Source organism: Leifsonia sp. NPDC014704 (genome assembly GCF_043083605.1).
GTDB lineage: Bacteria > Actinomycetota > Actinomycetes > Actinomycetales > Microbacteriaceae > Leifsonia.
Map to the genome: position 1 here is coordinate 506,597 of NZ_JBIBYW010000001.1, position 21,510 is coordinate 528,106.

At 70.1% G+C, this 21,510-nt stretch carries 16 protein-coding genes; 6 read left to right on the forward strand and 10 right to left on the reverse strand.

Annotated elements, in window-relative coordinates:
• Window positions 1-4 precede the first annotated feature (4 nt).
• Window positions 5-3,028, forward strand: coding sequence for a bifunctional [glutamine synthetase] adenylyltransferase/[glutamine synthetase]-adenylyl-L-tyrosine phosphorylase (locus ACF1AJ_RS02510; protein ID WP_391505989.1), 3,024 nt, complete (start codon window positions 5-7; stop codon window positions 3,026-3,028).
• A gap of 144 nt (window positions 3,029-3,172) precedes the next feature.
• Here the strand turns inward: ACF1AJ_RS02510 and ACF1AJ_RS02515 are convergent, their stop codons facing one another.
• The 4 genes from ACF1AJ_RS02515 to glnA form a co-directional block, all read right to left on the reverse strand.
• The gene (locus tag ACF1AJ_RS02515; protein ID WP_391505990.1) at window positions 3,173-4,408 is read right to left on the reverse strand and encodes an RNA polymerase sigma factor; all 1,236 of its coding nucleotides are present in this window, start codon (window positions 4,406-4,408) and stop codon (window positions 3,173-3,175) included.
• 22 nt (window positions 4,409-4,430) lie between these two features.
• Window positions 4,431-4,859, reverse strand: coding sequence for a YciI family protein (locus tag ACF1AJ_RS02520; RefSeq protein WP_391505991.1), 429 nt, complete (start codon window positions 4,857-4,859; stop codon window positions 4,431-4,433).
• Window positions 4,860-4,968: 109 nt separating this feature from the next.
• The gene (locus tag ACF1AJ_RS02525; RefSeq protein WP_391505992.1) at window positions 4,969-6,447 is read right to left on the reverse strand and encodes a dicarboxylate/amino acid:cation symporter; all 1,479 of its coding nucleotides are present in this window, start codon (window positions 6,445-6,447) and stop codon (window positions 4,969-4,971) included.
• 116 nt (window positions 6,448-6,563) lie between these two features.
• A complete protein-coding gene (gene glnA / locus ACF1AJ_RS02530; protein ID WP_018191311.1) occupies window positions 6,564-7,988 on the reverse strand; it encodes a type I glutamate--ammonia ligase in 1,425 nt (474 codons plus the stop codon).
• 188 nt (window positions 7,989-8,176) lie between these two features.
• Between glnA and ACF1AJ_RS02535 the strand changes: the two genes are divergently transcribed.
• A complete protein-coding gene (locus tag ACF1AJ_RS02535; protein WP_391505993.1) occupies window positions 8,177-8,599 on the forward strand; it encodes an RDD family protein in 423 nt (140 codons plus the stop codon).
• A 115-nt stretch (window positions 8,600-8,714) separates the two neighbouring features.
• On the opposite strand, the gene ACF1AJ_RS02540 is transcribed toward ACF1AJ_RS02535, so the two are convergent.
• The 3 genes from ACF1AJ_RS02540 to lipB all read right to left on the reverse strand — a co-directional run bounded on the left by ACF1AJ_RS02540 (window position 8,715) and on the right by lipB (window position 11,118).
• Entirely contained in the window at window positions 8,715-9,410 is a 696-nt protein-coding gene (locus tag ACF1AJ_RS02540) for a DUF4191 domain-containing protein (RefSeq protein WP_391505994.1), read from the reverse strand.
• A gap of 62 nt (window positions 9,411-9,472) precedes the next feature.
• Window positions 9,473-10,462 carry a lipoyl synthase gene (gene lipA, locus ACF1AJ_RS02545; RefSeq protein WP_391505995.1) on the reverse strand — a complete coding sequence of 330 codons (990 nt, stop codon included), beginning with the start codon at window positions 10,460-10,462 and terminating at the stop codon, window positions 9,473-9,475.
• Window positions 10,459-11,118: a lipoyl(octanoyl) transferase LipB gene (gene lipB / locus ACF1AJ_RS02550; RefSeq protein ID WP_391505996.1), complete on the reverse strand. Its 660-nt coding sequence runs from the start codon at window positions 11,116-11,118 to the stop codon at window positions 10,459-10,461. Before lipB ends, lipA begins: the two co-directional genes overlap by 4 nt.
• Before the next feature lie 215 nt (window positions 11,119-11,333).
• Between lipB and ACF1AJ_RS02555 the strand changes: the two genes are divergently transcribed.
• On the forward strand, window positions 11,334-12,824 hold the full coding sequence (locus ACF1AJ_RS02555) for a hypothetical protein (RefSeq protein ID WP_391505997.1): 1,491 nt from the start codon (window positions 11,334-11,336) through the stop codon (window positions 12,822-12,824).
• A 5-nt stretch (window positions 12,825-12,829) separates the two neighbouring features.
• Here ACF1AJ_RS02555 and sucB read toward each other — a convergent pair whose 3' ends face one another.
• From sucB to ACF1AJ_RS02570, 3 genes are all read right to left on the reverse strand, one after another.
• Window positions 12,830-14,410 carry a 2-oxoglutarate dehydrogenase, E2 component, dihydrolipoamide succinyltransferase gene (gene sucB, locus ACF1AJ_RS02560; RefSeq protein WP_391505998.1) on the reverse strand — a complete coding sequence of 527 codons (1,581 nt, stop codon included), beginning with the start codon at window positions 14,408-14,410 and terminating at the stop codon, window positions 12,830-12,832.
• Window positions 14,411-14,488: 78 nt separating this feature from the next.
• The gene (lpdA, locus tag ACF1AJ_RS02565) at window positions 14,489-15,862 is read right to left on the reverse strand and encodes a dihydrolipoyl dehydrogenase (RefSeq protein WP_309860131.1); all 1,374 of its coding nucleotides are present in this window, start codon (window positions 15,860-15,862) and stop codon (window positions 14,489-14,491) included.
• A 106-nt stretch (window positions 15,863-15,968) separates the two neighbouring features.
• The gene (locus ACF1AJ_RS02570; protein WP_391505999.1) at window positions 15,969-17,453 is read right to left on the reverse strand and encodes a leucyl aminopeptidase; all 1,485 of its coding nucleotides are present in this window, start codon (window positions 17,451-17,453) and stop codon (window positions 15,969-15,971) included.
• Window positions 17,454-17,572: 119 nt separating this feature from the next.
• Between ACF1AJ_RS02570 and ACF1AJ_RS02575 the strand changes: the two genes are divergently transcribed.
• The 3 genes from ACF1AJ_RS02575 (at window position 17,573) to ACF1AJ_RS02585 (ending at window position 21,509) form a co-directional block, all read left to right on the forward strand.
• Window positions 17,573-18,502 (forward strand): proteasome assembly chaperone family protein, encoded by a 930-nt coding sequence (locus tag ACF1AJ_RS02575; protein ID WP_391506000.1) that lies wholly within the window; start codon window positions 17,573-17,575, stop codon window positions 18,500-18,502.
• 71 nt (window positions 18,503-18,573) lie between these two features.
• Window positions 18,574-19,905 carry a nitrate/nitrite transporter gene (locus tag ACF1AJ_RS02580; protein ID WP_391506001.1) on the forward strand — a complete coding sequence of 444 codons (1,332 nt, stop codon included), beginning with the start codon at window positions 18,574-18,576 and terminating at the stop codon, window positions 19,903-19,905.
• A 236-nt stretch (window positions 19,906-20,141) separates the two neighbouring features.
• The gene (locus ACF1AJ_RS02585) at window positions 20,142-21,509 is read left to right on the forward strand and encodes an RNA polymerase sigma factor (RefSeq protein WP_391506002.1); all 1,368 of its coding nucleotides are present in this window, start codon (window positions 20,142-20,144) and stop codon (window positions 21,507-21,509) included.
• The last annotated feature ends 1 nt before the right edge of the window (window position 21,510 follow it).

Consider the following 21,510-nt stretch of genomic DNA (forward strand, 5'->3'; position numbering starts at 1 on the left):
CGTCGTGACGCGGCAGCAGCTCTCCCTCACCGCCCTGGCGCGCGCCGGGTTCGTGGGGCTGAGCTCGGTCCGCGACGGACTCGACGAGCTCGCCGACCTCACCGGGCTGCCGCCCGAGACGCTGATCTCGGCGCTGTCCGTCGCGGCCGATCCGGATACCGCGCTCGCCTCCGCGCTGCGGCTGCTGCGGCAGGCGCCGGAGCAGGCGACGGCGGCTCTCCGGATCGAGGACGACGCCCGTCGGCTCTTCCGTCTGATCGGCGCATCGGAGGGAGCGGCCGAGTTCTTCCTCCGCCAGCCGGCCGAGGTGGATGCGCTCGCCGCCCCGATCACCTCGCTCCCGTCGGCGGACGAACTGCGCACCGACCTGCTCGACGTCGTCGGAGCCGTCGACGGCGTGGCCGCCGACGGCGACGAGAGCGCGTGGACGCGCCTCCGCATCCGCTACCGTCGCCGCCTGGTCCAGGTCGCGAGCTTCGACCTGGAGCAGTCCGACCCGGTCGGCGGCTTCGATGCCGTCGCCGCGACGCTCTCCGACCTCGCCGCGGCGACGCTCGAGGCCTCGCTGGCCGTGGCGCGGCGGATGACGATCGGCACCGGCCCCGGCCGCTTCCCTGAGGAGCAGGTGCGAGCGACGCGATTCGCGATCATCGGGATGGGCAAGGCGGGCGCCCGCGAGCTGAACTACGTCAGCGACGTGGACGTGATCTTCGTCACCGAGGGCGACGAGGAGGCCGGACTGGAGCCCGGCCGTGCCGTCGACATCGCCACGCGCCTCGCGATGCTGACGATGCGCGGCATCCACGAGCCCGCCATCGAGCCGGGCCTGTGGGAGGTCGACCCCAACCTGCGGCCGGAGGGCAAGGACGGCGCGCTCGTCCGCACCCTCGACTCGCACATCGCCTACTACGACCGCTGGGCGAAGGGATGGGAGTTCCAGGCGCTGCTCAAGGCGCGCCCGCTCGCGGGCGACCCCGGGCTCGGCGAGCGGTACGTCGCCGCCCTCGCACCCAAAGTGTGGAGCAGCGCCTCCCGCGAGAACTTCGTGGAGTCGGTGCAGCGGATGCGTGAACGCGTGACCGACCACATCCCGGACGACGAGGTCCACTACCAGGTGAAGCTCGGGCCCGGCGGGCTGCGCGATGTCGAGTTCACCGTCCAGTTGTTGCAGCTCGTCCACGGCCAGACCGACGACGCCGTGCGGCAGCGCGACACGCTCTCCGCCCTGGCCGCCCTCGCCGCCCAGGGATACGTGGGCCGCGAGGAGGCGGCGACCTTCTCGCGCGACTACCGCTCGCTCCGCCTGATGGAGCACCGCCTGCAGTTGCGCCGGCTGAGCCGCACGCACCTGATGCCGCGCGACGAGGCGGATGTGCGCATCCTCGCCCGCGCCACCGGTCTCGCTCCCAGCGCCGACGGCCTCCTCACGCAGTGGAACGAGATCAAACACCGTGTCCGCGGACTGCACGAGCGGCTCTTCTACCGCCCGCTGCTCAGCGCGGTCGCGGCGACACCGGCCGACGACGCGCGGCTCGCCGGGGGAGCGGGACTCACCAGCGAGCAGGCGGAGGCGCGCCTCGCCGCGATCGGGTTCCGCGACCCGCGCGGTGCGCTCGCCCACATCGGTGCACTGACCTCCGGCGTCTCGCGTCGTGCGGCGATCCAACGGCACCTCCTCCCGGTGATGCTGCAGTGGTTCGCGAGCGGCCCGGATCCCGATTACGGCCTCCTCACCTTCCGGCGGCTCAGCGAAGAGCTGGGCAGCACCCACTGGTATCTCCGGATGCTGCGCGACTCCACGGGGGCGGCCGAAGGGCTCACTCGCGTCCTGTCGGGGTCGCGGTTCGCCGGCGAGCTGCTGGGGCGCATCCCCGAGTCCGTCGCGTGGCTCGAGGACGACGACGAGCTGCGGCCGCGCCCGGCGGCGCTGCTGCGGGAGGAGACGGCGGCTATTCTCGCCCGGCATGAGTCGGTGGACACGGCCGCCGCCGCGCTCCGGGCGGTACGGCGGCGGGAGATCCTGCGGCTCGCGTTCTCCGGCATCCTCGGCTTCGCCACGATCGAGGAGCTCGCGCACGGGCTCACCGACGTCACGGAGAACATCATCTCCGGTGTGCTGCAGGCCATCCGGCTCGCCCGAGGGGATGCGGACCAGCTGGAGTTCGCCGTCATCGGCATGGGCCGCTTCGGTGGTCGCGAGCTCGGCTTCGGCTCCGATGCCGACGTGATGTACGTGTTCCGGCCGCTGGCCGCGGACCAGGACGCGGCGAACCGGAGCGCACTGGCGATCGTGTCGGAGCTGAACCGGCTCACCGAGGACAACCGGCTCCCGCTCGATCTCGACATCGGCCTGCGCCCGGAGGGGAAGAACGGCCCGCCCGCGCGCTCGCTCGACTCGTACCGCGCGTACTATCAGCGCTGGTCGCTCACCTGGGAGGCCCAGGCGCTGCTGCGCGCCCGCGGGATCGCCGGGGACGCGGGCCTGCTGGCCGACTTCACCGAGCTCGCCGACGAGGTGCGCTATCCGCAGAGCATCGGCGAGCAGGAGATCCGCGAGGTGAAGCGCATCAAGGCGCGCGTCGAGAACGAGCGGCTGCCGCAGGGTGCCGATCCATCCCGCCACCTCAAGCTCGGGCGTGGTTCGCTGAGCGACGTCGAGTGGTTCGTCCAGCTGATCCAGCTGCAGCACGCCGCCGAGGTGCCCGCGCTGCGGACCACCTCCACACTGGATGCGCTGGCCGCGGCAGCCGAGCACGGGTTCGTCTCCGCCGAGGACGCCGCGCGGCTGCGTGACGCGTGGGTGTTCGCATCCCGGACCCGATCGGCGATGACCCTGTGGGCCGACAAGACGGCCGATGTGCTGCCGTCCGACCGCGTCGCCCTCGACGGGGTCGCCCGGCTGATGGAGTACCCGCCCGGCTCCGCCTCCCGCCTCGAGGAGGACTACCTCGCGGTCACCCGCCGCGCCCGCCAGGTCTTCGAGCGCGCCTTCTACGGCCTCCCGCAGCGCCCCGCACCCACCGCCTGACGCGCCCGCCCCCTCTCCGTCGCTCGCCCCCTTCTCCCGCCACCGTCGAGTCCGCAAACTTTGCACGGTTCTCGACGCTGGAACGTGCAAAGTTTGCGGACTCGACGGTGGGCGCATGGGCGGGGAGTGGGGGCGCGGAGGACGTCAGGCGTCGCGGAGGCGGGCGGCTTTGGCGAGCAGCACCTCGCGCTCGCGCTCATTCGCGGCGAGTCCCGCTGCTGCGGTCAGCTCCGAGACCGCCTCTTCCGTCCGCCCGAGTTGGGCGAGAAGCTCGCCGCGGACGCTCGGCAGCAGGTGCGATCCGGGCAGGGCGCCGCGCGCGGCCAGCTCGTCGGCGATCCGCAACGCGTTGGCCGGACCGGTCGCCATGGACACCGCCGCCGCCCGGTTCAACTCCACCACCGCGCTCGGCGCGATCCGGCCGAGCGCTTCGTAGAGGATGACGATCCGGTCCCAATCGGTGTCGTCGGCGCTCGGCGCGACCGCGTGACATTCGGCGATGGCGGCCTGCAGCGCGTACGGCCCGCGCCCGCGACCCAGCTCATCCGAGCGGGCGAGTGCCGCCCGCCCGCGAACGATCTGCGCTCGGTCCCATCGCGTCCTGTCCTGCTCGGTCAGCAGAACCGGGGTCCCGTCCGGCCGGGTTCGCGCCGGGAAGCGCGCGGCCTGCAACTCCATGAGCGCGACGAGTCCGTGCGCCTCGGGCTCCCGGGGCAGCAGCGCAGCGATCATGCGCCCCAGGCGCAGCGCCTCGTTCGCGAGGTCGGCCCGCATCCACTCGCGTCCCGTCGTCGCCGCGTAGCCTTCCGTGAAGATCAGGTAGACGACGCTGAGCACGCCGGCGAGCCGTTGCTTCCACTCGGCGGGCTCGGGGGAGGCGAACGGGATGCGCGCCTCAGCGATCGTCTTCTTCGCCCGGACGATGCGCTGCTGCACGGTGGCCACCGGCACGAAGTACATCCGGGCGATCTCCGCCGTGCTGAGCCCGGCCACCACGCGCAGGGTGAGTGCCACCTGACCTTCCCGCGACAGAGCAGGATGGCACGCGGTGAACACGAGCCGGAGCACGTCGTCGTCGATCGGCTCCCAGGCGTCTTCGCCCGTCTCCTCCAGCGTCGCCGCGATCGCCCGGTACCGGTCGTCGAGCCGTTCACGCCGCCGCCAGTGGTCGATCGCGCGCCGCTTCGCCACGGCGACGAGCCAGCCGCCCGGATTCTCGGGCACGTCATCCCGGGGCCATTGATTCAGCGCCTCGACGAGAGCCTCCTGCGCGAGATCCTCGGCCAGGCCGACGTCGCCGGTCACCTTCGCGAGCGTCGCGACGACGCGCGCTCCGTCGATGCGCCAGACGGCGTCGACCCGTGCCGGGATCCCGCTCATGTTCTGCTGCTTTCCGCTCTGCTCAGGCCTTGTCGGCGGCCGCGCGCCACTCGGCCTCCTTCTGGATGTACTCGTTGTCGGCGAAGGCGGCGAAGTCGCTCTCGTCGGTGACGCGGCGCACTTCCAGCTTCGAGCCGGGGCCGAGCGGGCATCGGCTGGCCCACTCCGCTGCCTCCTCCTTCGAGCCGACCTCGAGGATCCAGAAGCCGTTGAACAGCTCGTGGGTCTCGCCGTAGGGGCCGTCCGTGATCGCCGGGGGCGTCGACGAGAAGTCCACGACGAATCCCGAGTCGGCGACATCATCCGCGAGGCCGTCGCCCGACAGCAGGACGCCCGCGGAGATCAGCTGCTCGTTGTACTTGCCCATCTGGGTGATGACCTCGTTGAAGTCCATCTCCTGGTAGGCCTGCTTCGCGGCGTCGTCCGAGCGCATGATCAGCATGTACTTCACGGGGTGTCTCCCTCAGATCCGGGGTGCTTCGGTCGCACCCTCCTACCATCGTGTCGAACGGCGGTGCGAAAGGTCGACAGAGCGGTGGAAAATCTTCGGGATGCCGATCTCAGACCGGCTGCACGACCTTACCCCGGGCGTCGTCGCCGCTGTCGCTGGGCTCCGGCTCACCGCCGTCCACCGTCGCGTCGGTGTCGCCGGCCTCCGCCGCGTGCGCCTCGTCCTCATCGGTGAACGGCACGCCAGAGCGCGGGGCGTTGTACAGCGCAAGGTCCAGGATGCCTTCCCGCTTGGCGACGATCGTCGGCACCAGCGCCTGGCCGGCCACGTTGACCGCCGTCCGGCCCATGTCGAGGATCGCGTCCACCGCGAGCAGTAGGCCGACACCGTCGAGGGGCAGGCCGAGCGTCGAGAGCGTGAGCGTCAGCATGACGATCGCGCCGGTCGTCCCGGCGGTCGCCGCCGATCCGACGACCGACACCACGATGATGAGCAGGTACTGCAGGATGTTGAGCTGGATGCCGTAGAACTGCGCGACGAAGATCGCGGCGATGGCCGGGTAGATCGCGGCGCAGCCGTCCATCTTGGTCGTCGCTCCCAGCGGCGCAGCGAATGACGCGTACGCGCTCGGCACGCCCAGGTTCCGCTCGACGACGCGCTGCGTGAGCGGGAGCGTCCCGATCGAGGACCGGCTCACGAAGCCCAGCTGCACCGCCGGCCACACGCCCGAGAAGTACTGGCGGATGGAGAGACCGTTGCTGCGGACGATGATCGGGTAGACCACGAACAGCACGATCGCGAGGCCGAGGTAGATCGCGAACACGAACCAGGCGAGCGATCCGATGGTCGTCCATCCGTAGGTCGCGACAGCGTTCCCGATGAGGGCGAACGTGCCGAGCGGGGCCAGCCGGATGATCCACCAGAGCACACGCTGGACGATCTTCAGCGCCGAATCGGTGAAGGTGAGGAACGGCTCCGCCTTCCTGCCCACCTTCAGGGCGGCGATGCCGATGGCCGCAGCGACCACGATCACCTGCAGCACGTTGAAGCTGACGGCGGAGGTGGCAGTAGCCACGCCATCCACCACATCCACGTGGGTGTTGACCTGCGCGCCGACGAAGTTCGCGGGCACCAGGCCGAGCAGGAAGTTCCACCACGTCGCGGTGACGCCGGGATCGGCGGCGGCGAGCTCCCCGTGCGACGCCCGGCTGCCCGGCTGGATGACGACGCCCAGCGCGATGCCGATGCTCACCGCGATGAACGCGGTGATCGCGAACCACAGCAGGGTCCGCCCCGCCAGGCGCGCGGCGTTCGAGACGCGGCGCAGGTTGCCGATGCTGGAGACGATCGCGAGGAAGACGAGCGGGATCACCGCGGCCTTCAGCAGCGAGACGTACGACTGCCCGATGGTGTTCAGGGTGGCGGTGAGCCCGTTGGGTTGCCCGCCCGGTTCGCCCAGCTGGCGTGCGATCAGTCCGGCGACGACGCCGAGCACGAGCGCAGCGGTGACCTGGACGCCGAAGGAGCGAAGCCAACGAGGGCCGCGCCGGGTCCGCGGCGCGGGGGAGGAAAGCGAAGTAGAAGTCATGCTTCCACGCTAGGAGCGGGGGAGGTGGACCCCCAGTTCTACGGCAATATACCGAAACATACGAAAGGACCGCACCCGTGATCGGATGCGGCCCTTTCGTGTGATGAGCGTACGGATCAGACCCCGTAGTACAGCTCGTACTCGAACGGGTGCGGGCGCTGCGCGAGCGGCTTGATCTCCTTCTCGCGCTTGTACTCGATCCAGGTCTCGATGAGCTCCGGGGTGAACACGCCGCCCGCGGTGAGGAAGTCGTGGTCGGCCTCGAGCGCGTCGAGCGCCTCGCCGAGCGACGCCGGCACCTGCGGGATGTTGCGCGCCTCCTCCGGGGGAAGCTCGTAGAGGTCCTTGTCGACCGGCTCGTGCGGCTCGATGCGGTTCTTGATGCCGTCGAGGCCCGCCATCAGCTGCGCGGCGAATGCGAGGTACGGGTTGCCCGACGCGTCGGGGGCGCGGAACTCGATGCGCTTCGCCTTCGGGTTGGAGCCCGTGATCGGGATGCGGATCGACGCCGAGCGGTTGCCGGCCGAGTAGACCAGGTTGACCGGGGCCTCGAAGCCGGGGACCAGGCGGTGGAACGAGTTCACCGTCGGATTCGTGAACGCCAGGACGGCCGGGGCGTGCTTCAGCAGGCCGCCGATGTACCAGCGGGCGATGTCGGAGAGTCCGCCGTAGCCGGCCTCGTCGTAGAACAGCGGCTTGCCGTCGTTCCACAGCGACTGGTGGGTGTGCATACCCGATCCGTTGTCGCCGAACAGCGGCTTCGGCATGAACGTGGCCGTCTTGCCCCACTCGTTGGCGGTGTTCTTGACGATGTACTTGAACTTGAGGATGTCGTCCGCGGCGTGGACCATCGTGTCGAAGCGGTAGTTGATCTCCGCCTGGCCGCCGGTGCCCACCTCGTGGTGCGCGCGCTCCAGGATGAGGCCGGCGTCGATCAGCTTCAGCGAGATGTCGTCGCGCAGGTCGGCCTGCTTGTCGACGGGGCTCACCGGGAAGTAGCCGCCCTTGTACGGCGTCTTATTGGCGAGGTTGCCGCCCTCTTCGACGCGGCCCGAGTTCCACGCACCCTCTTCGGAGTCGACCGAGTAGAAGCTGGAGTTCTGCTTCACCTCGTAGCGCACGTCGTCGAAGATGTAGAACTCCGCCTCGGGGGCGAAGTACGCGGTGTCGGCGATGCCGGTCGAGGCGAGGTACTTCTCCGCCTTCTTGGCGACCTGGCGCGGGTCCTTGGAGTAGATCTCGCCGTTGCGCGGGTTGTAGATGTCGAAGACCATGATCAGCGTGCGCTCGGCACGGAACGGGTCGATGTAGGCCGTCGATACGTCCGGGATCAGCTGCATGTCGGACTCGTGGATCGACGCGAAGCCGCGGATCGAGGAGCCGTCGAAGAGCTGACCGACGGAGAAGAACTCCTCGTCGACCGTCGAGGCGGGGATGTTGAAGTGCTGCTGCACACCGGGAAGGTCGGTGAAGCGGATATCAAGGAACTTGACGTCGGTGTCCTTGATGAACTTGAGCACCTCAGACGAATCACGGAACATACGGACGACTCCCAATGGCTTTGCGGGTGACCGGACTGCGCGTGCAGCCCACGACAACGCTAAGGGGAGGCCGTTTCCCGGGGGTGACGCAAATGTTTCCGGCATGTTACGGGTACCCGGGCAGGGGATGCGCGATCGGGGCGCGCAGGGCTCAGGATGCGCCGGGAAGCTCTCGATAGACTCGGCGGGTGCCGCAGAATCCCGCCAACCGTCCCGGCGACATCGCCCCCAGTCGTTACCCGGGGGAGCGCCTCGGGCTCCCCGAGGTCGGTCCGCGGTCGGTCGGACGGGTGGGGCGGCGGATCGCGGCGATCGCCATCGACTGGGCCATCGCATCCCTGCTGTCGTTCGCGTTCTTCCATTACGACTCGTGGGCGACGATCTCGATCTTCGCCGTGCTGCAGATCGTTTTCATCCCGACCCTCGGCGGCAGTGTCGGCCACAGGGCAGTCGGGATGCGGGTCGTCGCCGTGCGCGGCGGCTGGGTCGGGGTGTGGCGTCCCATCGTCCGGACCCTGCTGCTCTGCATCGTGATCCCGGCGCTGGTCTGGGACTCCGACCAGCGCGGCTTCCACGACAAGATCGCCGGCACCGTCCTCATCCGCGCCTGACGCGGTCCCACCCACCGTCGAGTACGCAAAAACTGCACGGAATCCACGTGGAGACCGTGCAGTTTTCGCATACTCGACGACGGGCGGAGCGGCCCGACGGAGGGGAGTGCGAGCGTCAGCGCGCGCGCTGAGCGCGCACCTTCATCGGGTCGATGCCCTTCGGGATCGGCATCTGATTCTCCATCGACTGGAGGCGGTTGCTGATCGCGAGCACCTCGGCCTTGGTGAGGGTCGGCTTGATCTTGGCGAGCGTGCGCGGCACCTTGTGCAGCGGCACGGAGTCGGCGTCCGGCCCGACACTGATGACGGTGACCGGAACGTTCGGGAGCACGCGGTTCACCTTGCGGCGCTCCTCGTCGATCATCCGCTTGGTGCGGGTCACCGGGCCCTCGCTGATGAGCACGACACCGCCGCGACCGGTCGCCCGGTACACCGCATCCTGCGTCTTGCCGTTGACGGCCACCGGCATCTCGGAGCCGCGCCAGCTGCGCTTCAGCGACGAGCGGAGCACGGCGCCGACGGCGCCCGGCTGCCCCTCGATCTGCGAGTACGCGGCACGCTCGGCACGACGGCCGAGGATGATCAGCGCGATCAGGACACCCGCGAGAACGCCGGCGAGGATCCACAGCACCATCGTGAAGATGTTGCCGCCGGAGAGGAACACGGCGAGCAGGATGCCGAGGACGATCGGCAGGACAGCCCCGAGGACGATGTACAGCACCGCGCGGTTGTCGTACCGGCGGGTCATCTGGAACACCTGCCACATCTGCTTCAGACGGCCGGGCTCCTTGGTGGACTTGTCCTTTGCCATAGCTCCAAGGATACCGGCTCGGCGGCGTTCCAGATGACCCGTTCGCTGCGGGGAGAGGGCTCTCAGGACACCGCCTGCGCGAAGCCGAGCGTCGCGTCGGCGAGGTGCCGCAGTTCCTCCGGCACCGGCCGTCCCTTCGCCTGCATGGATTGCGCCCACAGGCGTCCCGCACGGTACGACGAGCGCACCAGCGGCCCCGCCAGAACGCCGAGGAATCCGATCTCCTCCGCCTCCTGCTTGAGCTCGACGAACTCGTCGGGATGCACCCACCGCGCCACCGGCAGGTGCCGCGGGCTCGGCCGCAGGTACTGCGTGATGGTGATGATGTCGGTTCCCGCGTCGTGGAGGTCGCGCAGGGCTGTGCTGATCTCGTGGCGCTCCTCGCCCATGCCGAGGATGAGGTTGGACTTCGTGATCAGCCCGGCGGACCGGCCCTGTGTCAGCACGTCGAGAGAGCGGTCGTAGCGGAAGGCGGGCCGGATGCGCTTGAAGATGCGCGGCACCGTCTCCACATTGTGGGCGAACACCTCCGGACGGGCGGAGAACACCTCGCCGAGGTGGGCCGGGTTACCCGAGAAGTCGGGCACGAGGATCTCGACCCCGGTGCCCGGCGACTGGCGGTGGATCTCGCGGATCGTCTCTGCGTACAGCCACGACCCCTCGTCCTCCAGGTCGTCGCGGGCGACGCCCGTCACCGTCGCGTAGCGGAGGCCCATGCGCTGCACGGACTCTGCGACCCGACGCGGTTCATCGCGGTCGAACTCCGCCGGCTTGCCCGTGTCGATCTGGCAGAAGTCGCAGCGGCGCGTGCACTGCGAGCCGCCGATGAGGAAGGTCGCCTCGCGGTCCTCCCAGCACTCGTAGATGTTCGGACAGCCGGCTTCCTGGCAGACCGTGTGCAGCTCCTCGGACTTCACCAGGCTCTGCAGCTGCCGGTACTCCGGCCCCATCTTCGCCTTGGTCTTGATCCACTCGGGCTTCCGCTCGATCGGCGTCTGGGCGTTGCGGACCTCGAGGCGCAGCATCCGGCGCCCCTCGGGGACGGCGCTCACGCGACGGCCTCCGCAGCGGTGAACTCCAGGTCGAAGGCATCCATGACGAGCGGCGCGACGTCCTGCGGCGTCACGGTCCGGCCGAGCACGCGGGAGATCGTGGTCATCCCGGCGTCGCGGATGCCGCACGCGACGATGCGGTCGTAGGCATCGAGGCTGTTGGAGCAGTTGAGCGCGAACCCGTGCATGGTGACGCCCTCGGCGACGCGGATGCCGATGGCGGCGATCTTCTCGTCCCTGGTGGCTCCGGGGTTGTGCTCTGGTCGCATCCACACGCCCGAGCGGCCCTCGATCTGCACCCCGGTGACGCCGACGCGCGCGAGCACGTCGATGAGCACCCGTTCGAGCGCGCGGACGTAGCCGACGACGTCGATGGGGTCGTGGAGGCGGAGGATCGGGTACCCCACGAGCTGACCCGGCCCGTGCCAGGTGATCTTGCCTCCCCGGTCGACGTCGACGACGGGGGTGCCATCGTCGGGACGTTCGTCCGGGGAGGTCCTTTTGCCCGCGGTATACACCGGCGGGTGCTCGAGGAGGATGACGGTATCGGGCGCCCGGCCTGCGACGACGGCGGCGTGCAGGGCACGCTGCTGTTGAAGGGCCTCGAGATACGGCACGGAGTTGGCGCTTAGCCCCGTGACGTCATACGTGGTCACGGGGCCAGTCTATGCGCGGGGGCGACTCATGTGTTCACAGGCGGGCGAGTGGATGCGTTGTGCACAGATCCGCGGGCGGGCGGCCGCGGCGCCCGGCGGTCGGATGGGATGGAGGGGTGACTTCCTCTCCCATCTCCCTTCGTTCAGCCTCCATCCGACCCCCCGCGTCCGCGCGTTCCGCCGACCGCGCCCCGACCGAGGCTGAACTCCTGCGCGTGGCCAGGTCGATCGCCGCCGCCGAAGGGTGGGAGGTGGATGCGCCGACCTGTCAGGTGCGCGGCGAGCCGCCACGAGAGCTCCGGGTGGCGGTCTCCGGCGGGAGGCTCCCCGCGCGGTGCCTCCTCCGTCTGCGGGAACCTTCTCCCGGGGCGCCGCCCGGTCGTGCCGAGGTGGACGCGCGCGTTGCGGCGGCGAGCGAGCACGTGGTCGGAGTGGTGGCAGACCTCCCGCATCGGCGTGTGCGGGGGAGGGAAGTGGATGCTGTGGTCCTTGCCAATCCGGAGCACGGCGATCTCGACAGCCTCCTCGCCCAGAGGCGCGGCGGCGTGCGTTCGGGGGAGGCCGCGACCATCCTGCTCGGCGTGGCTGGCGGGCTGGAGGCGCTGCACACGTCCGGCTGGGCCGGACCCGGACTGAGCGGCTCGGACATCGTCTTCCTCGGCGACGGGTGCCCGGCGCTCGACGCGTTCGACGATGTGGAGCCGTGGACCCCCGACAACGCCGTGACGGACGCAGAGAGGTTCTACGCCCTGGCCCGGGCACTGTGTCTGAAGGTTGTGGACGGGTCCGGGATGCGACTGCTGGCCGCTGTGGAGGCCGGTCTCCGTCGCGGGAGCTGGTCCGCGCTGGCCGATTCCGTCCTGCTCGTGGTGGCGCCGGAGCCGGTCGGACTCCGGCCGGCCCCGCTGGAACCGATCGCGTCCGCTGATGGCGGGGCCGACGAGAAGCGCAGGACCGGCGGTCGGGCATCGCAGCTCGCCGTGTCGGTGACTCGGATGATGGACCGGCTCGACGGCCGGCCGGGCCGTGCTCTCGGTGACCGGATCCGGACGACGCTGCAGCGGAGGCCCGCTGTGGCTGCAGCCGCGGCGGTGCCGGTGGTGGTGGCGATCGCGTTCGTCGCCCTGCTCCCCGCACCTGGCCCGACGTCGGAGTCGGCGTCGGGGGAGAGCCGGGGAGCGCTCACGTCGGCAGCGGCCGAGCAGAGCGATGCGACCGAGGGAACGGGAGCCGCCGCATCTCCGTCCCGGACCGCCGCGACGCCGACTCTGCCTCCTGGCTCCACGCCGAAGCCGACGCCTGCGTCGTCCGGGGTGAGTCCGGCTGCCGTTGCTGCCGACGCCTCGGCCGGGGCGGGTGCGGTCGGCGGCGGCTTGGCGAGCGATGATCCGGTGGATGCGGCCCGCGCTGTCCTCGACGCTCGGCATTCGTGCTTCGCGACGCGCTCCTCGCAACCCGACTGTCTGTCGGCCCTACTCGATGCGGGCTCGCCCGCGGTCGCGGAGGACACGGCCGCCCTCGGTGCGGAGGGTGCCGCCGCAGAGCGGGACTACCGCGGCGCGCAGCTGTCGCTGGTCGAGCGGTGGGGCGGTGCAGCGCTCGTCAGCGCCGCCCCGGATTCCGCCCGCACCCCGGAAAGTGAACCGGCCTCGCTCCTGCTGGTGAGGAGCGAGGCCGGTTGGCGGCTACGGGCGGTGTACCCGTGAGCGGATCAGATTCCGAGGTTGGCCTCGAAGTTGCCGCCCTCGAGGCGGTTCTTGACCGCGACGAGGAAGCGGGCCGCGTCGGCACCGTCCACGATGCGGTGGTCGTACGAGAGAGCCAGGTACACGGTCGAACGGATCGCGATCGAGTCGGTGCCGTCGGCCGAGATGACGACCGGCTTCTTCGTGACGATGCCCGTGCCCAGGATCGCGACCTGCGGGAGGAACACGACCGGGGTGTCGAACAGGGCGCCACGCGAACCGGTGTTCGTCAGCGTGAACGTGCCACCGGCGAGCTCGTCCGGCTTGAGCCGGTTGTCGCGGGTGCGCTCGGCCAGGTCGGTGATCTCCTTCGCGAGACCCGCGATGTCGAGCTCCGACGCGTTGCGCACCACCGGGGTGAGCAGGCCGCGCTCGGTGTCGACGGCGATCGACATGTTCTCGTGGTCCGGGTACACGATGCTGTCGCCGTCCACCGTCGCGTTGATGACGGGGTACGTCTTCAGCGCCTCGGCCGCGGCCAGGGCGAAGAAGGGCAGGAAGGAGAGCTTCACACCGGTCTTGGCGAGGAAGTCGCCCTTCACACGGTCGCGGAGAGCGGCGACCTTCGTGACATCGACCTCGACGACGCTGGTGAGCTGCGCGGTCGACTGCATCGACACGACGGCGCGCTCGGCGACGACCTTGCGCAGACGCGACATCGGCTGGGTCGTGCCGCGGAGCGGCGATACCTCGGGAGCCGGGGCCGCCTCAGCAGCGGGCGCACCACCCTGAGCCGCAGCCGGGGCAGCAGCCGAGAGGATGTCCTCCTTGCGGATGCGACCGCCGACGCCGGTCCCGGTGACGGTGGAGAGGTCGACGCCCTGCTCGTTCGCGAGCTTGCGGACGATCGGCGTCACGTAGCCGGCGTTGCCGGCGTGGGCGCCCGATGACGAGCCGCCGGACGCCGCGGGGGCCTCCTGAGCGGGAGCGGCCTGAGCCGGCGCGGGCTGCGCCGGGGCGGCCGGTGCCGCGGGAGCGGCAGGAGCCGCCTGCGGGGCGGGCGCGGCCTGGGCGGGCGCCGCCTGCTGGGCAGGAGCGGCGGGAGCAGCCGGAGCCGGAGCTGCGGGGGCAGCCGCGGCCGGAGCCTCCTGGGCCGGTGCGGCCTGCTGGGCAGGAGCGGCCTCCGCCGGAGCAGCCTGCGGCGCGGGTGCGGCCTGCTCGGCGGCGGGTGCGGCCTGCTCGGCGGGAGCCGGTGCGGCCTGAGCCGGGGCCGGTGCGGCCTCCGCAGGAGCAGCCTGCTCGGCCGGAGCGGCCTCCGCGGGAGCGGCCTCGGCCGCCGGAGCAGCGGGCGCCTCGGCGCCTGCACCGGAGCCGTCACCGATCGTCACGAGCGCAGTGCCCACCTCGACCGTCTCGTCCTCCTGCACCAGGATCTCCTCGATGACGCCGGCGACCGGCGACGGGATCTCGGTGTCGACCTTGTCGGTCGAGACTTCGAGCAGGGGCTCGTCCACCTCGACACGGTCGCCAACGTTCTTCAGCCAGCGGGTGACCGTGCCTTCCGTGACGCTCTCGCCGAGCGCCGGGAGGCTGACGGATTCGCTCATGAGCTTCTCTCCTTCAAAACCTGATCGTTCAGTAGCTTATTGCAGCCGGGTCCGCGGGGGCGGACCCGGCTGGTCGTCCTAGAGGGTGTGCAGCGGCTTGCCCGCGAGGTACAGGAAGGCCTCGCCGAGGGACTCGTTCTGCGTGGGGTGCGCGTGGATGAGAGGAGCGATGTCCTCCGGGTACGCCTCCCAGTTCACGGCCAGCTGCGCCTCGCCGATGAGCTCGCCGACGCGGGCGCCGATCATGTGCACGCCGACCACGGGGCCGTCGTTGACACGGACGACCTTGACGCTGCCGTTCGTGCCGATGATCTCGCTGCGCGCGTTGCCCGCGAGGCTGTAGTCGTAGCTGCTGATGCTGTCGGCACCGTACTTCTCGGCCGCCTTCGCCTCGGTGAGGCCCACGGAGGCCACCTCGGGGTCGGAGTAGGTGACCTTCGGGATGTTGACGTCGGGGACGACGATCGGGTTGAGGCCCGCGATCTCCTCGGCGACGAAGATGCCCTGCTGGAAGCTGCGGTGCGCGAGCTGCAGGCCCGGCACGATGTCGCCGACGGCGTAGACGCCGGGGATGTTCGTGTGCAGGCGCTCGTCCGTGATGACGAAGCCGCGATCCATGGTGACCCCGACCTCCTCGAACCCGAGACCCTGCGTCAGCGGGCCGCGGCCCACGGCGACGAGCAGGATGTCGGCCTCGACGGTGTTGCCGTTCTCGAGGGTGACGACGACGCCGTTCTCGTTCTGGGTGACACCCTGGAAGCGCACGCCGAGGCTGTAGTCGATGCCGCGGCGGCGGAACGCCCGCTCCAGCGACTTGCTGATCGACTCTTCCTCGTTGGGGACGAGGTGCGGCAGCGCCTCGATGATGGTGACCTCGGATCCGAACGACTTCCAGACGCTGGCGAACTCGACGCCGATGACGCCGCCGCCGAGCACGGCCACCTTCTGGGGCACGAAGTCGAGCTCGAGCGCCTGCTCGCTGGTGATCACGCGGCCGCCGATCTCGAGGCCCGGAAGCGAGCGCGAGTAGGAGCCGGTGGCCAGGATGATGTTCTTGCCGACGATCGTGTCGTCGCCCACCTGCACGGTGGTCGGGGAGGTCAGACGGCCCTCGCCCTCGATGACGGTGATGCCGCGCGCCTTCACCAGGCCCTGCAGGCCCTTGTACTTCTTCGCGACGATTCCCGTGCGGTACTCGGTCACGCCGTTGATGTCGACGCCCTGCAACTGGGTCACGATGCCGTACTTCGACGACTCCCGCGAGTAGTCGGCCACCTCGGCCGCATGGAGCAGCGCCTTCGTGGGGACGCAGCCGCGGTGCAGGCAGGTGCCGCCGACCTTGTCCTTCTCGATCATGCCGACGGTGAAACCGAGCTCGGCCGCACGCAGCGCTGCTGCGTAGCCTCCACTCCCACCGCCGAGCACCACAATGTCAAAGTTCTGCTCAGACACCCAGCTACTCCCTCGCGCATCAGGATCATGTGACACGATTTGCCGCCCAGAGGGGTGGCTCCGGGAGACGTGTTGATGGGCGGGATTTCCCGCCCATACGACCCTACTACTTCCCGGAAAAGCTCTCGGCCAGACGGATGAGCGCCCTTACGCTGACGGCGGACGGTCCCTTCCCGGTGAATCCGTACGGCGCAGCGGGGCTCTTCGCCGGGCCTGCGATGTCGAGGTGGGCCCACGGGATGCGCGGAGCGTCGTCCGCGTCGCCCGTGCGTCCCACGAACTCCTGGAGGAACACGCCCGCGAGCAGAGCGCCGCCCGCGGTGTTGCCCGGGTTGGCGTTCGCGATGTCGGCCACATCCGAGTTGATCGTCGCGCGCAGCTCGCCGGGCAGCGGCATCGGCCAGAGCAGCTCACCGCTCTCCTTGCCCGCCGTGAGCACCTGGTCGACGAGGTCGTCGGAGCCCATCACGGCGGCGTACCGGGTGCCGAGGGCGACCATCGCCGCGCCCGTGAGCGTGGCGACGTCGACGATCGCGTCGGGCTGCTCCTCGCTGGCGGCGACCAGGCCGTCCGCGAGCACGAGGCGGCCCTCCGCGTCGGTGTTGAGCACCTCGACGGTGCGACCGCCACGGATGCGCAGCACGTCGTTCGGACGGATCGCCGATCCGGACGGCATGTTCTCCGCCAGGCACAGCCAGGCCGTGACGCGTACGGGGAGCGCGAGGCGGGCGGCGGCGAGCACCACGCCGAGCACCGTCGCGGCGCCGGTCATGTCGTACTTCATCCCGACCATGCCGGTCGCCGGCTTCAGCGACAGGCCGCCGGAGTCGAACGTGATGCCCTTGCCCACCAGCGCGAGGTGCCGCTCGGCGCCGTCGGGGGAGTAGGCGACCTTGACCAGCCGCGGCGGCCGGGTCGAGCCTTGTCCGACCCCGAGGATGCCACCGAACCCCTCGACCGCGAGCTGCTCCTCGTCCCAGACGGTCACCGTCACGGGGAGGTCCGACGACGCCGCCTGCGCACGCTCGGCGAACGTCTCGGGGTAGAGGTCGAGCGGGGGAGTGTTCACCAGATCCTTCACGAGCACAGCAGCCTCGGCGATGGCGGTGGCGCGGGCGATCAGCGCTCCGCTGTCCGACGCGGCGCCGAGCACCTCGACGGACCCGACGGGGTCCTTCGTCGCTGCGCGGCTCTTCTCGCGGTACTCCGTGAAGGCGTAGGCGCCGAGCGCCGCGCCCTCGAGTACGGCGCCGAGCTGCGCGTCGCCCTCCGCCGGGAGGTCGAGCGCGACCGCGGCAGTGCCCGCCAGCTGCCGCACGGCGCTTCCCGCGGCATAGCGCAGCGCATCCTCTCCACCCTCGGGCAGCCCGATGACCGCGAGCGACGCGCCGGCGCCCTGCCCGGGCAGCCGCACCAGTTCGTCCTTGCCCCCGCTGAACCCGACGTCCCGCAACTGCTGCGCGAGCCCGTCGCGGTCGGCGCCGGACAGCACGGTCACACTGTCGCGGGCGACCCGCGCGGCGACGACGAGCACGTCGGCGGGGCCGGAGGGGGTGGATGCGTCGGTCACGGTCAGCGCAGGAACGGTCATGCCTCGACCCTAACGCGCGTGCGCGTTCCGCCCGGTCGGGCAGCCGTGTTCGCTGTGGGCGTTCGCGCACCCGCCCCGCACTCGGCTCCCGGCGCCGGGGTCCGCTCTAGAGTTGAGATATGCGTGACCCCGGCGAACTGTTCGAGCTCAACCCGGCACTGTCGGTGCCGGAGGGATTGCCGCTCGTGGCGGGGCTGACCGGCTTCGCCGACGCGGGCTCCGGCGTGAGCCAGCTGGGCACCTATCTGCTCGGCACGCTCGACAGCGAGGTGGTCGCCACCTTCGACGCCGACATCCTCCTCGACTACCGTGCCCGCCGTCCGATCATCTACTTCGACCAGGACCACCTGACCGACTACCAGCCGGCGACCCTCAAGCTGTACCTCGCCTACGACGAGCTGCGTCAGCCGTTCCTGCTGCTTTCGGGCTTCGAGCCGGACTTCCGGTGGGAGGCGTTCACGGAGGCCGTGCTCGGCCTGATCGAGCGCTTCAAGGTGAAGAGCGTGACCTGGGTGCACTCCATCCCGATGCCCGTGCCGCACACGCGACCGATCGGCGTGACGGTGAGCGGCAACCGCACCGACCTGATCGACTCGATGTCCATCTGGAAGCCGCACACGCAGGTCCCCGCGAACGCCCTGCATCTGCTCGAGTACCGCCTGCAGCAGCTGTCGTACCCGATCGCCGGCTTCATCCTGCTCATCCCGCACTACCTCGCCGACACCGAGTACCCGGCCGCGGCGATCGCCGCTCTCGACTCGATCAGCGCGGCCACCGGGCTCATCTTCCCGACCGACCGCCTGCGGCAGGAGGACAGGGAGTTCGTCGCGAACATCGACGAGCAGGTCGCCGGCAACGCCGAGCTCGGCCGCCTGGTGGGCACGCTGGAGGAGCGGCACGACTCCTATATGGAGGACACGCAGCTGCGCTCGCCGCTGACCGACAGCGACGGCGAGCTCCCGAGCGCCGACGAGATCGCCGCCGAGCTCGAGAACTTCCTCGCCTTCCGCCGCCACGGCGACGAGGAGAACGGGCGCGGCGAGCGCTGAGCGCACACGCCCGAGCGGCAGCCGCGTCACCCCGGAGGAGACCTTCCCGACGACGGGCATAGGATCGTCCGGTGAATTCGCGTCGCTCCTGGGTCGTCTACGGGATCGGTGTCTTCGCCTACCTGATCGCGGTCATGCAGCGCACGACCATCGGCGTCGCCGGTGTGGCAGCGACCGACCGCTTCCACGTCTCCGCGTCCGTCCTGTCGACGCTCGCGGTCGTCCAGCTGATCGTCTACGCCGGGATGCAGGTCCCGGTCGGCGTGCTCATCGACCGGATCGGGTCGCGCGTCCTCATGATCGCCGGGACCGCGCTCATGGTCGTCGGGCAGGTCGCCGTCGCGCTCGCGCCGAGCATCGCCATCGCAATCATCGGGCGCATCCTGGTCGGGGCCGGTGACGCGACCGTCTTCACCTCTCTGATGCGGCTCACCAATTCCTGGTTCCGCGGCAAGATCGTGCCGCAGCTGTCGCAATGGATCGGCAATGTCGGACAGCTGGGACAGGTGCTGTCGGCGGTTCCCTTCGCGCTGCTGCTGCACCTCTCCGGCTGGACGGTCGCGTTCCTCACCGCGGCCGGCCTCTCCGTGATCGCGTTGGTGGGCATCGTGGCTGCGGTCACCGACCGGCCGGTGGGGGCGAGCGAGGGTCCGAGGCCGGCGACCTGGTCCGACTCGCTGCGCCAGCTGCGCATCAGCCTGGCGCGTCCCGGAACCCAGCTCGGGTTCTGGTCCCACTTCGTCACGCAATCCTCGGGCACCGTGTTCAGCCTGATGTGGGGCATCCCGTTCCTGGTGTTCGCGATCGGCATCGAGCCGGCGGAGGCGTCGGCCCTGCTCACGGTGCTCGTCGGCGCCGGCCTCATCTCCGGGCCGATCCTCGGCATCCTCACCGCCCGCTTCCCGATGCGCCGCAGCAACCTGGTGCTCGGGATCGTCGCCCTGATGGCCGCCGCCTGGACGCTCGTGCTGCTCTGGCCGGGGCAGCCCCCGCTCTGGACCGTGATCGTCCTGATCGCGGCGATCGGCATCGGCGGCCCCGGATCGCTCATCGGCTTCGACTTCGCGCGCACCTTCAACCCGCTGCACAGCCTGGGCTCGGCGAACGGGATCGTCAACGTCGGCGGCTTCCTCGCGAGCTTCGTGATGATGTTCCTGATCGGCGTCTCGCTCGACGTGCAGGCGCACGGAGCGGGCGGGGATGCGGAGCTCTACCAGCTGGACCACTTCCGCTGGGCGTTCGCCATCCAGTACGTGATCGTCGGCATCGGGGTCGGGTTCCTGGTGCACGCACGACGCCGCACACGACGCAGATTGAAGGACGACGAGGGAATAGAAGTGGCCCCTCTGTGGGTTGCACTCGTCGGAGCGTGGAGGAGGCGCGGCGGGCGCGAAGCGCTGTAGGGGCGCAGGCGGCGTCCCGATTCGATCCGATATGGCCGTACGTGGTCGGGGGCTCACGTGGAACGTGCAATAATTGACGTCTGGACCCGTTCATGTCCCTGGGCCGGAGCATTCGACGATGCCCGGCGCAATCACCCAGGACTTGACATGGGTCTTAGTAGTGTCCGCACGCAAACCCTGAGCCAGGCTCGGCCGTCAGGATCCCGGCCCCTCTGCTTGGTATGAAAGGTGTTCACATGGCAACCCGTGCAGCAACGAAGACCCGCGATGCGGAGGTCGAGGTCGACGAGACCGTGACCGTCGCCGCGGACGAGACGGCGAAGCCCGCCAGGAAGACCGCCGCGAAGGCGGCTCCGAAGAAGGCTGCGACGAAGACGGCTGCGAAGAAGCAGACTGCGTCGAGCAAGGCGAAGGGCAGTGCGGCGGACGACGACGAGGAGATCGACGACGACGCCGAGGTCGAGATCGACGTGGAGGACGTGGCCGTCGTCGCGGACGACGACGCGGCGGCGGACGACACCGACGACGCGGAGACGACCGAGGAGGCCGACTCCGACGACGCCGACGAGACCGAGGGCAAGACGCCCGCGATCACCATCCCGGTCGGCGACATCCCGCTGCCGACGGACGCGCTCGTTCTGCGCGCCGTCGACGAGGACGACGACATCCCCGTCTACTCCTCGACGATCACCGGCGCGACGGCCGACCCGGTCAAGGACTACCTGAAGCAGATCGGTAAGGTCCCGCTGCTGAACGCGGCCGAAGAGGTCGAGCTCGCCATGCGCATCGAGGCCGGTCTGTTCGCCGAGGACAAGCTCGCGAACACCCCGAACCTGAGCAAGGAGCTGGAGCGCGAGCTGAAGTGGGTCGCCCGCGACGGCCAGCGCGCCAAGAGCCACCTGCTCGGCGCGAACCTGCGCCTCGTGGTGAGCCTCGCCAAGCGCTACACCGGTCGCGGCATGCAGTTCCTCGACCTCATCCAGGAGGGCAACCTGGGCCTCATCCGTGCCGTCGAGAAGTTCGACTACACGAAGGGCTTCAAGTTCTCGACCTACGCGACGTGGTGGATCCGTCAGGCCATCACCCGCGCGATGGCGGACCAGGCGCGGACCATCCGCATCCCGGTCCACATGGTGGAGGTCATCAACAAGCTGGCCCGCGTGCAGCGCCAGATGCTGCAGGACCTGGGCCGCGAGCCCACCCCGGAGGAGCTGTCGAAGGAACTCGACATGACCCCGGAGAAGGTCATCGAGGTGCAGAAGTACGGTCGCGAGCCCATCTCGCTCCACACCCCGCTGGGTGAGGACGGCGACAGTGAGTTCGGCGACCTGATCGAGGACACCGAGGCGGTCGTCCCGGCCGACGCGGTGGGCTTCACGATGCTGCAGAAGCAGCTGGAGAGCCTGCTCGACTCGCTCTCCGAGCGCGAGGCGGGCGTCATCCGCATGCGCTTCGGCCTCGGCGACGGGATGCCGAAGACGCTCGACCAGATCGGCGACACCTTCGGTGTGACGCGTGAGCGCATCCGCCAGATCGAGTCGAAGACGATGGCGAAGCTGCGTCACCCGTCGCGCTCGCAGTCGCTGCGCGACTACCTCGAGTAAA

Excerpts from the sequence above, each read along its gene's own strand:
- ACF1AJ_RS02515 (WP_391505990.1), bottom strand. The coding sequence starts at position 4,408 with ATGAGCGGGATCCCGGCACGGGTCGACGCCGTCTGGCGCATCGACGGA.
- ACF1AJ_RS02525 (WP_391505992.1), bottom strand. The coding sequence starts at position 6,447 with ATGACTTCTACTTCGCTTTCCTCCCCCGCGCCGCGGACCCGGCGCGGC.
- glnA (WP_018191311.1), bottom strand. The coding sequence starts at position 7,988 with ATGTTCCGTGATTCGTCTGAGGTGCTCAAGTTCATCAAGGACACCGAC.
- ACF1AJ_RS02540 (WP_391505994.1), bottom strand. The coding sequence starts at position 9,410 with ATGGCAAAGGACAAGTCCACCAAGGAGCCCGGCCGTCTGAAGCAGATG.
- sucB (WP_391505998.1), bottom strand. The coding sequence starts at position 14,410 with ATGAGCGAATCCGTCAGCCTCCCGGCGCTCGGCGAGAGCGTCACGGAA.
- ACF1AJ_RS02570 (WP_391505999.1), bottom strand. The coding sequence starts at position 17,453 with ATGACCGTTCCTGCGCTGACCGTGACCGACGCATCCACCCCCTCCGGC.
- ACF1AJ_RS02575 (WP_391506000.1), top strand. The coding sequence starts at position 17,573 with ATGCGTGACCCCGGCGAACTGTTCGAGCTCAACCCGGCACTGTCGGTG.
- ACF1AJ_RS02585 (WP_391506002.1), top strand. The coding sequence starts at position 20,142 with ATGGCAACCCGTGCAGCAACGAAGACCCGCGATGCGGAGGTCGAGGTC.